Here is a 14,501-nt window from a genome sequence, read left to right as displayed (position 1 = left end):
CTCAAAGGCCCCTTCGCGAGCAGGCTCGCTCCCACAGTTGGAATCCGGTTTCCTGTGGGAGCGAGCCTGCTCGCGAATACGATCTGTCAGACCCTATCAATCCGGCTGAAACGGCGAAGCACTGAGGATCACTCCGGTCTCTTCCACATACCGCTGCCAATGCCCGATCAAGTCAGTGAGTTTCTGCGGCTGACTCAACGCCAGATCATGAATCTCCCCCGGATCATTCGCCAGATCATAAAGTTGCCAGGTCGCTGGCCCCACCGGCCCGGGGATCCACACCGCTTTCCACGACCCCTGACGAATCGCCCGACGTCCGAACAATTCCCAACCGGTGACCGTATGCTGGTCATGCACCTGCGCGGTCTCGCCGGACAAAAAGCCCAGCCATGATTTACCGCGCAGTGGCGCCACGGCTTTGCCTTTCCACTGTTTGCCCGGATGCCGCACGCCAGCCAGATCGAGAATGGTCGGGGTGATGTCCATCACTGTGCCGAAACCATGGCTGATCTGCCCTTTGAGCGGCAATTGCGGATAGTGCAGCAGGGCCGGCACGCGAATCCCGCCCTCGGTGGTGAATGCCTTGAACAAGCGCGACGGCGCGGTCGCCACTTGCGCCCAATTCGGCCCGTACCAGACGTAGGAATTGGCCCGGCCGATGTTGTCGAGACTGTTGTCGTAATGCTGGTTGAGGTAGGTCATCAGCTCCGGGCCGAACTTGGGGAACGCTTCCAGCAGCGCGCCTTCGGCACCGTTGTCGGACATGAACAGGATGAACGTGTTGTCGAGCTGGCCCTGCTGGCGCAGGTAATCGACGACCCGGCCGATGTTCCAGTCCATGCGCTCGACCATCGCCGCGTAGACCTCCATGGCGCGTGCGGAAATTTGCTTTTGTTCATCGCTCAACGCGTCCCATTGTGTGCTGAGTTGTATTAGTGGATGCGGCTCGACGTCTGCTTCGATCAGGCCCAGCGCCTTGAGCTTTTCCAGGCGTTCGAGGCGCAGCACCTCGGGCCCGGCGTCATAGCGGCCACGGTACTTCGCGACGATCCCGGCCGGTGCCTGCAGCGGCCAGTGCGGCGCGGAGAAGGGCAGGTAAGCGAAGAACGGCCGGGTCTGATCGCGTTCCTTGAGGTACTGCAGCAGCTTGTCGCCGAACGCGTCGGAGGAGTAGAAATCTTTCGGCAACTTGTCAACAAACTGATCGTCCTCGATGTACAGCGCCGGGGTGGATTTCAGCAGGCCCGGTGTTTGCTCATCGTAGGTCGGCTCGAAACCATAGTGGTTGGCAGCGCCCGGCAACAGTGAAAACGAACGCTCGAAACCACGCGCATGGGGCGCCAGTTCGGCCTTCAGGCCGAGATGCCATTTGCCGCTCATCAAGGTTTGGTAACCGGCCTCGCGCAGCAGCTCGGGCAGAGCGACGACGCGGTCGTTGAGGTAGCCCTCGTATCCGGGTTTGCCGATCAGTTCCGGGGTCAATGCTTCGGCCATGGTGCCGATGCCGGCGATGTGGTGATCGGTGCCGGTCAGCAGCATCGAACGCGTCGGCGAGCAGGTCGGTGCGGTGTGGAAATCGGTCAGGCGCAGGCCGTTGTTGGCCAGCGCATCGAGGTTCGGCGTGGCGATTTCGCCGCCGAACGCACCGATGTCGGAAAAGCCTAGGTCGTCGGCCAGTATCACCAGAAAGTTGGAACGTTGCGGCATCGCGAAACTCCTGTTCAGCAGGCAATGAACGTCAGCGGCAGATCGCGGATCTGCACCGCTGCGCTCGGTTGGTAATGGTCGTCACTGGTCAACTCGTGCAGCAGTTCTTCACGCAGCTGATGGAAGTCGTAACTGCTGCGCTGGCGCGGGTGCGGCAGGGCGATGTCGACCACTTGCTTGATCCGCCCCGGACGCGGCTCCATCACCACCACGCGGTCAGCGAGAAAAATCGCTTCCTCGACATCATGGGTGACCAGAATCGTGGTGATCTTTGCCCGTTCTCGGATTGCCAACAGCTCGTCCTGCATTTGCTGGCGGGTCAGTGCGTCGAGGGCACCGAAAGGTTCGTCGAGCAGCAGGATTCGCGGACTGGCGACGAGGCCACGAGCAATTGCCACGCGCTGCGCCATGCCGCCAGAAAGCTGATGCGGATAGGCCTCGGTGAAATCGCTGAGGCCGACCAGCTCGATGAAATCCTTGATGCGCTGTTGTTTCTGCGCTCCGCTCAGCGGTTCATTGACCAGGCCCAGGCCGATGTTGTCGGCGACTGTCAGCCACGGAAACAGACGATGTTCCTGAAAGACGATACCGCGCTCGCCGCCGATGCCGCTGACGGCCTTGCCATCGACACTGATGTGCCCGCGAAACTCGGTGTCGAGGCCGACCAGCAAACGCAGCAAAGTGGATTTGCCGCAGCCGCTGGATCCGACGATGGCGACGAATTCGCCCTCGGCGATGTCGAGGTTGAATTCGCGAATCGCCTCCAGTTCGAAGCCCTTGACGGCGAAGGATTTGCCTACGTGATTGAAGCTGACAATCGGTGCGTTCATGCGTGTCTCCAGCGGGTCGCGCGAATTTCCAGGCGTTGGCCGATCAGGTTGAGCAGGGCGCCGGTGAGGCCGACCAGCAGCATGCCGGCCATGATCAGATCCATGCGCAGCAGCTGCTGCGCGCCGATCATCTGACTGCCGATGCCGCCATTGGACGGCATGAAATATTCAGCGCCGATGGTGCCGAGCCAGGCGTAGATGAGGCTCAATCGCAGCCCGGCGAAAATCCCCGGCGCAGCGCCCGGTAGCGCCAGTCGACGCAGGCGCTGGCCGAGGCGCAGGCGCAGCACTTGCGCGGCTTCGTTGAGTTGCGGCGACAGGTTGGCGACGCTGCGCTGGGTAGCAATGAACAGCGGGAAGAATGCGGCGAGGGCGACGAACACCCACTTGGCCAGTTCGCCGAGACCGAACCACGCGGTGAGCAGCGGAACCCAGGCGAAAATCGCAATCTGCCGCAATGCGGCGAGTGTCGGGCCGAGCAACCGCTCACTGAGACGCGACAGGCCGAGCAGCAGGCCCAAGGCGAAGCCGAGGCCGCCACCGATCAGCAAGCCGCCGAGGGTGCGGCTCAGGCTCAGCGCCATGCCGTGGACCAGCGTGCCGTCGAGCAGTCCATCCCATGCCGTGCTCAGCACAGCCGCCGGGCTGACCAGAATATTCGCGTCGACCCATTGCTGATCATTGGCCATTTGCCAAAGCGCCAACAAGCCCAGCGGCAGCAGCCACGGTTGCAGGCGCTGCCAGCCCTGATAGCGCGGGCCGCGAGTAATGTGTGCGGTGGCCGGGTGCGGCCAGTGCACCAGTTTGCGGTCGAGCAGACCAATGCCGCGATCCATCGCCACGCCGATCAGACCGATGACCACAATGCACACGAACACGATGTCGAGCATGAACAACTGTCGCGCCCAGACCATCAGGTAACCGATGCCTTCACTGGAGGCCAGCAGCTCGACCGCCAGCAACGAGGTCCAGCCAGCGGCCAGGGCCAGCCGTACACCGGCCATGAACGCCGGCAGCGCAGCGGGAAGCACCAGGCGCCGAATCAACAGACGCGGCGGCAGGCGCAACACGGCGGCGGCTTCGCGCAGTTTCGGTTGCGCATCGCGCACGCCGACCAGTGTGTGCAAAGTCACCGGCACCACAATGGCCTTGATCAGTACCACCAGTTTCAGCACTTCACCGATGCCGAAGAACACCATGAACAGCGGAATCCACGCCAGCGTCGGCACCTGCGCCAACCCGGCGAATGTCGGAAAAACCAGGCGCTCCAGACGTCGGCTGAAACCCAGCGCGGCGCCAAGCACCGCACCGGTCGAAACGCCTGCCAACAAGCCCCAGAACAACCGTTGCAGGCTGATCCACATATGACTCCACAACTCGCCTTGCGCCAGTTCCACAGCGCTGCTCCACACCAGTGATGGCGCCGGCAGGATCTGCTCGCTCATCCACTGATTGCGCGCGGCCAGCCACCATAGGACGAACAGGCTGACGGGCAATAACCAGGGCAGCAGACGTTGGTTCAGACTTGGCCAGGAGCGGCGGCTTTTCAGCGGCGGCGCGGCCAGCGGCAGGCTGAGCAGAGATTGACGGGCCATGGGTGACCTCCGTTGTCGGGTTGCATGGCGAACCGCTTTTCATGTGGGAGCGAGCCTGCTCGCGAAATGGCTGTTTCAGTCAGCATTGATGGCGGCTGGCATGGCCTCTTCGCGAGCAGGCTCGCTCCCATATTGGGTTTCGTCATATATGAAACTGATCTAACAAGACTGGGTTAGTGGCTATCGGGAGATAAGCGAATCCATTTAAGGCTTGCCTGCTTACGCGCATCCAATGCATTCGAAGAATATTTTCGATGCTGTTAATGCATATAGCGCTGCAAGCCGCACGCACGCTCGCTTAGTTCATATGGATATAAAAATGTGAATTTATAGTATTTAAGTGAAGGTGCGCATTCAGCCTACTTTCGGCTCCTCAGCGATCAAGGAGCCGTGCCCATGAACCTTCCCTTCAAACGAATCATCAGCCTGCTGGCCGCCCCGGCGCTTGCAGGCTTTCTCACGCTCAGCGCCCAAGCCGAGGAGCTCAAGGAAATCCGCATCGCCGTGCCCGACCTCAGCGCCGGCACTCAACACAGCGGCGGCGGCATCGTCGATGTGCTTCGCGATCAGCAGATCTTTGAGAAGGCCTTCGCCGAGCAGGGCATCAAGATCCAGTGGAGTTTCTTCAAGGGCGCCGGGCCGGTGATCAACGAGGCGTTTGCCAATGGCCAGGTCGATCTGGCCTATCTCGGCGACCTCGCCGCGATCATTGGCAAGTCCAACGGTCTGGACACGCGCCTGCTCAGCGCTACGGCGCGCGGGGTCAAGCAATACCTCGGCGTGGTGCCGGGCTCGGGGATCAAGACCCTGCAGGATCTCAAGGGCAAGCGTGTGGCGATCTTCCGCGGTACGGCGACGCAGCTGTCGTTCGATGCGGCGCTGGCCAGTCAGGGCCTCAGCGAGAAGGACGTGAAGGTCATCAACCTGGACTTCAACGCAGCAGTCTCGGCACTCGCGGCCAAGCAGATCGATGCCTCGTGGGGCAGCTCCGCGCTGAGTGCCTTGCAAGCCAAAGGCCTGGCGGAGTTGCCGCTCAACACCAAGGGCCTCGGCGGCGCTGGCAGCGTGCAGGCGGTGTTGCTGGGTAATGGCAAATTTGTCGACGCCCATCCTGAGGTCATTGCGAAACTGCTTAAGGCACAGCAGCAAGCAGTCGAGTGGCTGACTCAGGACAGCAACAAAGAAGCCTATGTGCAGTTGGTGTCGGGGCTGGCCAGTTATCCGCCGGTGATTCTTGCTCAGGATCTGAAGGATCAGAATTTGAGCGAAATTTTCCCGTCGACGCTGGACCCGGTGTTCTTGAGCGGCCTGCAGGACAAGGTCGACCTGGCGGCGCAGCAGAAGCTGATTCGCAAGCCGTTCAAGGTCAGTGATTGGGTGGCGCCAGAGCTTTCTGCTGCCAGGCTTTAGACCTCCAGCGTCTGCACTGACCGCTTCGCGAGCAGGCTCGCTCCCACACTGGAACCGGGTTCATATCCAAATGTGGGAGCGAGCCTGCTCACGAAAAGGTTCAGACTGCGACGCTGACGTCCTGCCGATCCACCGCGACCAACGTCTCGATCATGGCCCTCGCCGCCGGCGACAGCCGAAACCCGGTACGGCTGACGATGCCGCAGCGGGCGTTCATGCTTTCAAGGTTCTGCGGCAGGTTGCGCCAGTGCAGCAGCGCGAGCGAACCCTTGGCGACATCCTCGACAAACGCTTCCTCCGTGCCGACGCCGATCGCGTTGGATTGCAGCACCACTTTGACCAGCGCCGGAAAGTGCTCGGTCTCGATGGTCGGCGAAAAATCGATGCGCCCGCTGAGGTTCGCCAGCAGCTTGCGAATGCCCGGCGGGATCAGTGTGGCGGCCAGCGGGTAGTCGAACATGTCGTTGGTCGACAGGCTTTCCTTGGCCAGCAACGGATGCCCTGGCCGGCAGAAAAATACCCCGCGCTTGGGCGTCAGCGGTTGCGTCTGGAAATTCGGATCGGACTCGAAATGGCGGATGTCGGCGATGAAGAATTCGATCTCTTCGCGGCTCAGCGCGCGGCTGAGTTTTTCCCAGTTATCCACCTGGAAACAGGTGCGCACTTTCGGGTGCGCATTGATGAATTGCGCCACCGCGTCCGGCACCAGTTTCACCGCCGGCGCCGGCCCGCAGCCGAAGTGCACTTCGCCGGCGTCGAGCTTGGTCATTTGCGTCACTTCAGCGTTGAGCAACGCTGCGCCCTGCACCAGGCTCAAGGCATGTTGCAGCACCACTTGGCCCTCGGGCGTCGGGCGCAGATCCTTGTTGCCGCGATCAACCAACACGCAACCGAACTCCTGCTCCAGCCCCTGAATACTGCGGCTGAACGCCGGTTGAGTGATGCCCATGGCGTCGGCCGCACGGACAAAACTTCGGTGTTCGTTGAGGGCGATGAAGTAGCGCAACTGGCGAAGATCCATATGCTTTTCCGGCATCCTAAAAATAGCTCGAAGGCATTTGCGACGAGGGTTGTTTGAGGTTTTAAATGCAAGCTCTTATTCCGTCAACGAAGCATGTGAAAATCTGTTAGATGTAAATGGAATATATATAGAGCGTTGTTTCGCTGCCGCCAAAACCGCAAACCGTCGATGAGGGTCTTCCCATGAGCAATGCCGCACTTGCCGTAAAACCTGTTTCTCACGCGCTGGAAATTCACCCGGTAGCCGGTCGTATCGGCGCCGAAATCCGCGGCGTGCACCTGTCCGGTGAGCTGGACGCCGCCACGGTCGAAGCGATCCAGCAAGCCTTGGTCGAATACAAAGTGCTGTTCTTCCGCGAGCAGACGCAGCTCGACGATCAGCGTCAGGAAGCCTTCGCCCATCTGCTCGGCGAGCCGGTGGCGCACCCGACCGTGCCATCGCGCGAAGGCACCCGTTACCTGCTCGAGCTGGACGGAGCCGAAGGTCAGCGCGCCAACTCCTGGCACACCGACGTGACTTTCGTCGACGCGTACCCAAAAGCCTCGATCCTGCGCTCGGTGGTCGCCCCGGCCTTCGGCGGCGATACGCTCTGGGCCAATACCGCAACGGCATACAGCGGCTTGCCGAGCGAGCTGCGTGAACTCGCCGACAAACTCACCGCGGTGCACAGCAACGAGTACGACTACGCCGGTGCGAAGCCGGACGTCTCGGCAGAGAAGCTGGAGCGCTACCGCAAAGTCTTCACCTCGACCGTTTACGAGACCGAGCATCCGGTGGTGCGCGTGCACCCGATCAGCGGCGAGAAAAGCTTGCTGCTGGGGCATTTCGTCAAACGCATCAAGGGTTATTCGCAGGCGGATTCGGCGCACCTGTTCGGCTTGCTGCAGAGCCATGTGATCCGCCAGGAAAACACCGTGCGCTGGCGCTGGCAGGCCGGTGATGTGGCGATCTGGGACAACCGCTCGACGCAGCATTACGCGATTGATGATTACGGCACCCAGGATCGGGTGGTGCGCCGGGTGACGCTCAAAGGCGAAGTGCCGGTGGGGGTGAGTGGGCAGCGGAGTCAGACCATCAAAGGTTCTGATATCGTCGGCGTCTGACCGGGCCTCTTCGCGAGCAGGCTCGCTCCCACATTGATCGTTCCCACGCTCTGCGTGGGAATGCCTCAACGGACGCTCTGCGTCCGGTTTTGGGACGCGGAGCGTCCCGGGCTGCATTCCCACGCGGAGCTTGGGAACGATCATTTGATCACAGCTACCACACTCCGATCTGAACGACCTTCTCGGTCTCCGGCTCTCCATAACGAAACCGCTGCCCGCGCGAATCGATCTCCTCATGGCTGATCGTGGTCCGCCGCTTCAGTCCGCGTACCCATTCAAACAGATACCCCGCATGCTCCTCGCGCACCGCTGCGTACGTCGGGTCGTCACCCAGGTCATTCAGCTCCTGCGGATCATTCAACAGATCAAACAGCTGCGGTCGAAAGTCGTCGTACGCCAGGTATTTCCAGCGCTCGCTACGCACCATGGTCATGCGGCAACGGTCGATCGGCTGGCCCAGTCGTTCACGCGCCGGGGCCTGAAAGGCGTAGTCGTATTCGCTGATTGCATAGCGGCGCCAATCGGGAGTTTCCCCGTGCAGCAACGGGATCAATGAGCGTCCTTCCAGTCGATGTTCCGCACTCGGTAATCCAAGCGCTTGAAGAAACGTCGGCAATGCATCGATGGTTTCCGCCAGTCGATCATCGACAGTGCCACGCGTGACATCCGCCGCCGCTCGAGGATCGCGCACGATCAACGGCACGCCTACCGCCTGCTCGAGCAAAAACTCCTTCTCGCCCAGCCAATGATCGCCAAGGAAGTCGCCGTGATCGCTGGTGAACATAATCAGCGTGTCATCCCAACGCCCATTGCCCTGCAGAAAATCGAACAGCCGCCCCAACTGATCATCCACTTGCCTGATCAGGCCCATGTAGGTGGGGATTACATTCAACCGTACTGAATCGCGGGCGAAGTTGAGGCTTTCCTCATGTTGACGAAAGGCAGTGTATACGGGGTGTTTGCTGGCCTCAGAGGGCGTCGCGCGGACCGGTTTCAGGATCGATTTCGTACTGTACAAAGCGTGGTATGGCGCCGGTACGATGTAGGGCCAGTGGGGTTTGATGTACGAGAGGTGTAAACACCAGGGTTTCTCGCCTTGCTCAGCGATGAAGTCGATGGCGCGATTTGTAGTGTAGACAGTCTCTGAGTGTTGCTCGGGAATTCGTGCTGGCAAATTCGCATGACGCATTTTCCAGCCGCTGAGGATTTCACCGTTCTCGCCTTCGGCGGCATTCGCCCAGTCGTGCCAGGGATTCTTGCCATCGAAGCCCTGCGCGCGCAGGTATTGGGTATAGGGCGCGGATTCGCGCTTGTCGTCGAATGACGGATCGTCGGGGTAGATACCGTCGTGGCGCAGGTACGGTTCGAAGCCGACCTCATTGAGCAACTCGGTTTGCGCGCTTTCCGGGTTGATCGCCAGGCGCTGCAAGGCGTCGACATTGGCCGTCGCATGGGTCTTGCCGACCAGCGCGGTGCGGATGCCGTGAGGTCGCAGGTAATCGCCGATCGTCAATTCATCCAGCGGCAACGGCACGGCGTTCCAGGCCACTTGATGGCTGCTGACATAGCGCCCGGTGTAGGCCGACATTCGCGATGGGCCGCAGATCGTGCCTTGGGTGTAGGCGCGGCTGAAACGCACGCCTTGGGCAGCGAGGCGATCGATGTTTGGCGTGTGCAGATGCGGGTGTCCGTAGCAGGACAGGTAATCGCGGCGCAGTTGATCGCACATGATGTACAACACGTTGCGCACGGGGTTGGATGGGGTAGGCATGGGGTTCACCGGTCAGTGGGACAGGTGAGGGTTTTCGCTGTCGGTAGGGGGGTTCGGCAAGTGCATTTGGGGAATGAAGATCATGCAGGGATTGCATCAGCCTCTTCGCGAGCAGGCTCGCTCCCACATTTGAAATGCGTATTCCTGTGGGAGCGAGCCTGCTCGCGAAGGGGCCAGCTCAGACAGCAAAATTCTCCAGCGAACACACCTCTTCATCCAGCGCATCAATCGCCTTGATCTGCTCGATCATCGCTTCGGCCAGTGGCGACAACCGATACCCGGCGCGGCTGACAATGCCATAGCGGGTGTACAGCTCCTCCAGATCATCGGCCAGGCCTTCGATCTTCAAACAGACCAGCTCACCCTTGGCCAGATGCAGCGCATCGGAATACGCGCCGACAATTCCGATCGCCTCCGAGCGCAACACCACACTCAACAGACTCGAGCCGTTTTCGCATTCCACATTCGGGGTGAAATCCGGACGACCGCTGAGGTCGACGATGACCTTGCGCAGGTTCGGCGGACGGATGCTGACCGCCAGTGGATAACTCAGCAACTGCTCAGCGGTGATGCGTGCGAACGCCGTCAACGGATGCCCGGCGCGGCAGCAGAAATGCCATTTGCGCGCTCGCAGGCGGTGGGTCTGGTAATCCGGATCCGCCTCGAATTGCCTGGTATCGGCGACGAAGAATTCGAACTCTTCGCTGAGCAGGCGTTTGCTCAGGCTCTGCCAGTCATCGACCTGAAACTGCACCCGCGCTTTCGGGTAGCGACCAATGAAGGCGCCGATCGCGCGCGGGATCAATCCGGCGGCTGGCGCCGGCCCGCAACCAAAGCGTAATTCCCCGGCTTCGAGGCCATTGAACTGGCTGATCTCATTAGCCATCTGCTGCGCACCGCTGACCAGGCGCCGCGCATGTTCGAGCAGCACCTGGCCCTGTTTGGTCGGCGGCAATTCCTTGCGTCCACGATCGACCAACTGGCAGCCGACGCTGTGTTCCAGGGCTTGGATGCTGCGGCTGAACGCCGACTGCGACAGGTTCACCGCCTGCGCGCCGGCGACGAAGCTGCGTTGCTCAACCAGAGCGATGAAGTGACGCAATTGGCGCAAGTCGATATGCATTTTTCACATAAAAAATATCCGGGAAATGCATTGGATATGCATTAGGTCGACTCCTTATAAAGGCAATCTCTTATGCAGTAAATATTTGTAAATCCATAAATAAATAACTGAAAAGAATATGCAGCAGTGAAGATGTCTGTGTGTTTTTTAACCAGGAGCCGCGCCATGAGTCCGTTGAATCTCGCGTTACCCCCATCTCCCCGACGGCTCAAACGCCTGCCTTTGGCGCTGTTGCTGGCAGGCAGCGCCAGCTGGACTCACGGCTATGCCGCCGAAGCCGAAACCCCTCCGCCTGTCCCCGCAGGCACAGCGGCGGCCAATGGTTCGCAGCTGGAAACCGTGACCGTCACCACCCGCCGCCGCGAAGAAAGCTCGCAAGATGTGCCGACGCCAATGAGCGTGGTCAGCGGGCAGAATCTGGAGACGCAGCGGGTCTATCGGATTCAGGATTTGCAGCAACTGGTGCCCAGCGTCAACGTCGCCTATATGCATGCGCGCCAGTCCAGCGTGTCCATCCGTGGCCTGGGCAACAACCCGGCCAGTGATGGCCTGGAAGGCAGCGTTGGCCTGTACATCGACAACGTTTATCTGGGCCGTCCGGGGATGGCGGTGTTCGATCTGATGGACATCGAGCAGCTCGAAGTCCTGCGTGGGCCGCAGGGCACGCTGTTCGGCAAGAACACCACCGCCGGGGTCATCAACATCAGTACCCGCGCACCGTCATTCACGCCGGAGCGCAGCATCGAAACCTCGGTCGGCGAGGACGGTTACTTCCAGACCAAGGGCACGATTTCCGGGCCGCTCAATGACCAACTGGCCGGGCGCTTTTCCGCTTATCGCACGCGCAGCGACGGCGACATCAAGAACGAATACGACGGCCACGACCTCAACGGTGGTTCGCGCGAGGGCTTTCGCGCGCAGCTGTTGTTCAAGCCCAATGAAGATTTCAGTCTGCGCTGGATCGGCGATTACAACGAAGAAGATTCCAGCGCCGGCACCCGCGTGCTCTACAACACCGGGCCGACCATCAACGGCGTCAATCTGTATGAATCGCGGGCCAGCGCGGCCGGGGCGACGCTGGTCAACGGTCGGCACCGCAAGGTCAATCTCGACAACGACCAACACGTAACCGTGCATCAGGGCGGCACTTCGGTGGAGGCCAATTGGACGTTGCCGAGCGACTTTACCCTGACGTCGGTCAGCTCGTACCGCTTCTGGAATTTCACCCCGCGCAACGACGACGGCCTCAACGTGCCGGCCAGTTACAACGCCGGCGTGTCGGTGGAAGACAAACAGTACTCGCAGGAATTTCGCCTGGCCTCGCCCAAGGGCGAGTTCTTCGATTACGTGGTCGGTGCCTACTATTTCGGCTCGGACCTGGACAACAAATCCTTCGCCTATTACGGCCCGCAAGCGGACATCTGGAACGGCACGCCGGCCGGGGCCCTGGCCAACGTCACCAGCGTCGGCAAGGGCCATATCAAGACCGACAGTTTCGCCCTGTTTGCCCAAGGCACCTGGCACCTCAGCGAGCGTCTGGATTTCACCGCCGGGGTGCGTGGCACCTACGAAGAGAAAAACGCCTCGGTCAGCCGCAACGCGCCGCTCGGCGGTGTGGCCGTGGCGGGCGCGGCAGCCACTGCGCGCCGCGGGCGTGCCGGCGCCTACGATTCCGGAGACTTGAATCAGTACAGCTCCAGCCCCTCCGGACTGCTCAACCTGAGCTATCGAATCACCGATGACGTGCTCGGTTACGCCACGCTGTCCCACGGCGAAAAATCCGGCGGGGTCAACCTCGCGGTCGGCTCAGCGCCTACCGCTGGCGCCGACTCGCTATTGATCGGCACCGAGCGAGCGAACAACGCCGAACTCGGTTTCAAAAGCACCCTTTGGGACCGCCGCCTGCAACTCAACGCCAACGTGTTCTGGACCCAGGTCAACGCCTACCAGACCAACGCCTATGACGCCGCCAACCGCGTGCAATACCTGACCAACGCCGGTTCCGTGCGCTCGCGCGGCATCGAGTTCGAAAGCACCGTGGTGCCGCTGCGTGGCCTGACGCTGAACTTCAACGGCTCGTACAACGATGTCAGCTACCTCTCGTACAAGGATGCGCCGTGCCCGCCGGAAGTCAGCCAGGCCCCAGGCGCACCGGCCTCCTGCGACCTCAGCGGCCATCAAGTCGTCGGCGCGTCGAAATGGATCGGCAACGCCAACGGCGAATACAAATGGAATCTGGCTAACGGCTTCGAACCCTACGTCACCGGCAGCTATGCGTTCCGCTCAAAAGCGGTAGGCACGGTGGAGGATTCCGATTATGGGCAGATCCCCAGTTACGCGGTGGTCAACCTCTCCACTGGCCTGCGCGGCGATTTCAATCAGGGCCAGTGGGATGTCTCGCTGTGGCTGAAGAACGCCTTCGACAAGACCTACTACACGACCTTGTGGACCGGCGGCAACGGCGGCTATGAAGGCCTGCTCGGCACGCCACGGACCCTCGGCGTTACCGGTCGCTACGACTTCTGATTGAGCTTTCAAGGAGCTGCACCATGTTGCCCATCAAAAGCGCTTTACCTCTGCTGTTATCCGGCGCAGTCCTGAGCAGCAGCGCCTTCGCCGCGCCCAGCGTGTACCCGACCGGCGTCACTCGTTATGACCCGGACAGGGCGTTCAACCAGTACGTGATCTTCAGCGGCGCCGACAAGCGGACGCACCTGATCGACATGAACGGCAACGAAGTGAAAGCCTGGGCGCAGGCCGGTTTCCCTTCAGCCATCATCGACCCGCAATTGGTCGGCGGTAAACGCGGCCACGTACTGCTGCAATTGAGTGACAAGGATCCCGGCAAGCTCGGCTCGGCAGGCAATGGCCTGGGCAATCAGAGCGTCGGCGAACTCGACTGGGACGGCAAAGTCGTCTGGCAGTGGGGCGACAAAGCGCCCGATGGCGCGGCGCAGCAGCATCACGATCAGCGTCGCTTGAGCAATGGCAACACCGTGGTGCTGGCGAACAAGGTGCACAAGGTCAACGGCTTCAAGGCGCCCGAAGTCATCGACGATGTGATCTACGAAGTCAGCCCCGACGGCGCAGTGAAATGGCAGTGGCTGGCCTCGGAACATCTGGGCGAATTCGGCTTCAGCGCCGAGCAGTTGAAACTGGTGCGCGCCAGTGACAACCCGGATTACCTGCACATCAACAATCTCAGTCTGGTTGGGCCGAACAAGTGGTTCGACGCCGGTGACAAGCGCTTCAGCCCGGACAATCTGTTGATCGATTCACGCAACGCCAACTTCATCGCCATCATCGATAAAACCAGCGGCAAAGTGGTCTGGCGGCTGGGGCCGAACCTGCCGCTGATCAATCCGAAAACCGCGCAGAAACTGCCGCGCCCGGTCGATCAGTTCGTCGGTCAGCACGACGCACACATCATCCCCGCCGGACTGCCTGGCGCCGGCAATCTGCTGGTGTTCGATAACCAGGGTTCGGCGGGCTATCCGAACGTCACCCTTGGCTTGATATCCGGTTCACGGGTGCTGGAAATCGACCCGCAGAAAAACCAGATCGTCTGGCAGTACAGCGCGGCCAATTCGAAGCAGCCAGGCTGGGCGTTCTACAGCTCGTTCATCAGCAGCGCGCGGCGTTTGCCCAACGGCAACACCTTGATCGACGAAGGCATGAACGGGCGGTTTTTCCAGGTAACCGCCAACGGTGAAAACGTTTGGGAATACGTCAGTCCGTATCTGGGCAAAGCGCCGGGTGGGGACGCGATCAGCAATTGGGTGTACCGAGCGCTGCCGGTGAGCTACGACTGGGTGCCGGCCGGTACGCCGCGCTCGGAAACTGCAGTGATCGCGCCTGCCGTAGGCGTCCAGCAAACCAATGCCAGTCGTTAACCGAGCGCGGATGAATGCCGTGAACGAATACTTTTCATGCCGTAAAAG

Annotated in this window: 10 protein-coding genes; 4 read left to right on the top strand and 6 right to left on the bottom strand. The window is 60.9% G+C overall.

Translation table 11 applies throughout. The annotated features are described in order from the left end of the window. Positions 1 to 96 precede the first annotated feature (96 nt). The 3 genes from ACMYUN_RS13725 to ACMYUN_RS13715 are packed head-to-tail and all read right to left on the bottom strand — an operon-like array spanning position 97 to position 4,132. Complete coding sequence (locus tag ACMYUN_RS13725) at positions 97 to 1,707, bottom strand: arylsulfatase (protein ID WP_415760884.1); 1,611 nt, start codon at positions 1,705 to 1,707, stop codon at positions 97 to 99. Between the two features lie 14 nt (positions 1,708 to 1,721). Continuing rightward, the gene (locus ACMYUN_RS13720; protein ID WP_415760883.1) at positions 1,722 to 2,537 is read right to left on the bottom strand and encodes an ABC transporter ATP-binding protein; all 816 of its coding nucleotides are present in this window, start codon (positions 2,535 to 2,537) and stop codon (positions 1,722 to 1,724) included. Continuing rightward, positions 2,534 to 4,132, bottom strand: a complete 1,599-nt coding sequence (locus ACMYUN_RS13715; protein WP_415760882.1) for an ABC transporter permease — start codon at positions 4,130 to 4,132, stop codon at positions 2,534 to 2,536. The genes ACMYUN_RS13720 and ACMYUN_RS13715 overlap by 4 nt, the downstream gene beginning before the upstream one ends. A gap of 396 nt (positions 4,133 to 4,528) precedes the next feature. Between ACMYUN_RS13715 and ACMYUN_RS13710 the strand changes: the two genes are divergently transcribed. Continuing rightward, the gene (locus ACMYUN_RS13710) at positions 4,529 to 5,542 is read left to right on the top strand and encodes an ABC transporter substrate-binding protein (protein WP_415760881.1); all 1,014 of its coding nucleotides are present in this window, start codon (positions 4,529 to 4,531) and stop codon (positions 5,540 to 5,542) included. A 100-nt stretch (positions 5,543 to 5,642) separates the two neighbouring features. On the opposite strand, the gene ACMYUN_RS13705 is transcribed toward ACMYUN_RS13710, so the two are convergent. After that, on the bottom strand, positions 5,643 to 6,563 hold the full coding sequence (locus ACMYUN_RS13705) for a LysR family transcriptional regulator (protein WP_415760880.1): 921 nt from the start codon (positions 6,561 to 6,563) through the stop codon (positions 5,643 to 5,645). A gap of 182 nt (positions 6,564 to 6,745) precedes the next feature. On the opposite strand from ACMYUN_RS13705, the gene ACMYUN_RS13700 reads away from it, so the two are divergent. Continuing rightward, positions 6,746 to 7,666, top strand: a complete 921-nt coding sequence (locus ACMYUN_RS13700; RefSeq protein ID WP_039756365.1) for a TauD/TfdA dioxygenase family protein — start codon at positions 6,746 to 6,748, stop codon at positions 7,664 to 7,666. 154 nt (positions 7,667 to 7,820) lie between these two features. Here ACMYUN_RS13700 and ACMYUN_RS13695 read toward each other — a convergent pair whose 3' ends face one another. Continuing rightward, the gene (locus ACMYUN_RS13695) at positions 7,821 to 9,437 is read right to left on the bottom strand and encodes an alkaline phosphatase family protein (protein ID WP_415760879.1); all 1,617 of its coding nucleotides are present in this window, start codon (positions 9,435 to 9,437) and stop codon (positions 7,821 to 7,823) included. Between the two features lie 178 nt (positions 9,438 to 9,615). Next, positions 9,616 to 10,560, bottom strand: coding sequence for a LysR family transcriptional regulator (locus ACMYUN_RS13690; RefSeq protein WP_129998364.1), 945 nt, complete (start codon positions 10,558 to 10,560; stop codon positions 9,616 to 9,618). 165 nt (positions 10,561 to 10,725) lie between these two features. On the opposite strand from ACMYUN_RS13690, the gene ACMYUN_RS13685 reads away from it, so the two are divergent. Further along, entirely contained in the window at positions 10,726 to 13,086 is a 2,361-nt protein-coding gene (locus tag ACMYUN_RS13685; protein WP_415760878.1) for a TonB-dependent receptor, read from the top strand. 23 nt (positions 13,087 to 13,109) lie between these two features. Next, positions 13,110 to 14,453, top strand: coding sequence for an aryl-sulfate sulfotransferase (locus ACMYUN_RS13680; RefSeq protein WP_039756375.1), 1,344 nt, complete (start codon positions 13,110 to 13,112; stop codon positions 14,451 to 14,453). Positions 14,454 to 14,501 lie beyond the last annotated feature (48 nt).

It is taken from the genome of Pseudomonas sp. CP4 (assembly GCF_047758505.1).
GTDB lineage: Bacteria > Pseudomonadota > Gammaproteobacteria > Pseudomonadales > Pseudomonadaceae > Aquipseudomonas > Aquipseudomonas fluorescens_AO.
Note: the sequence above shows the minus strand (reverse complement) of the source record. Positions and strands in the feature narration are given on the sequence as shown.

What these genes read in the sequence shown, in the direction of transcription:
- ACMYUN_RS13690 (WP_129998364.1), bottom strand. Translation starts at nt 10,560, where the DNA reads ATGCATATCGACTTGCGCCAATTGCGTCACTTCATCGCTCTGGTTGAG.
- ACMYUN_RS13725 (WP_415760884.1), bottom strand. Translation starts at nt 1,707, where the DNA reads ATGCCGCAACGTTCCAACTTTCTGGTGATACTGGCCGACGACCTAGGC.
- ACMYUN_RS13695 (WP_415760879.1), bottom strand. Translation starts at nt 9,437, where the DNA reads ATGCCTACCCCATCCAACCCCGTGCGCAACGTGTTGTACATCATGTGC.
- ACMYUN_RS13720 (WP_415760883.1), bottom strand. Translation starts at nt 2,537, where the DNA reads ATGAACGCACCGATTGTCAGCTTCAATCACGTAGGCAAATCCTTCGCC.
- ACMYUN_RS13700 (WP_039756365.1), top strand. Translation starts at nt 6,746, where the DNA reads ATGAGCAATGCCGCACTTGCCGTAAAACCTGTTTCTCACGCGCTGGAA.
- ACMYUN_RS13685 (WP_415760878.1), top strand. Translation starts at nt 10,726, where the DNA reads ATGAGTCCGTTGAATCTCGCGTTACCCCCATCTCCCCGACGGCTCAAA.
- ACMYUN_RS13715 (WP_415760882.1), bottom strand. Translation starts at nt 4,132, where the DNA reads ATGGCCCGTCAATCTCTGCTCAGCCTGCCGCTGGCCGCGCCGCCGCTG.
- ACMYUN_RS13680 (WP_039756375.1), top strand. Translation starts at nt 13,110, where the DNA reads ATGTTGCCCATCAAAAGCGCTTTACCTCTGCTGTTATCCGGCGCAGTC.
- ACMYUN_RS13705 (WP_415760880.1), bottom strand. Translation starts at nt 6,563, where the DNA reads ATGGATCTTCGCCAGTTGCGCTACTTCATCGCCCTCAACGAACACCGA.
- ACMYUN_RS13710 (WP_415760881.1), top strand. Translation starts at nt 4,529, where the DNA reads ATGAACCTTCCCTTCAAACGAATCATCAGCCTGCTGGCCGCCCCGGCG.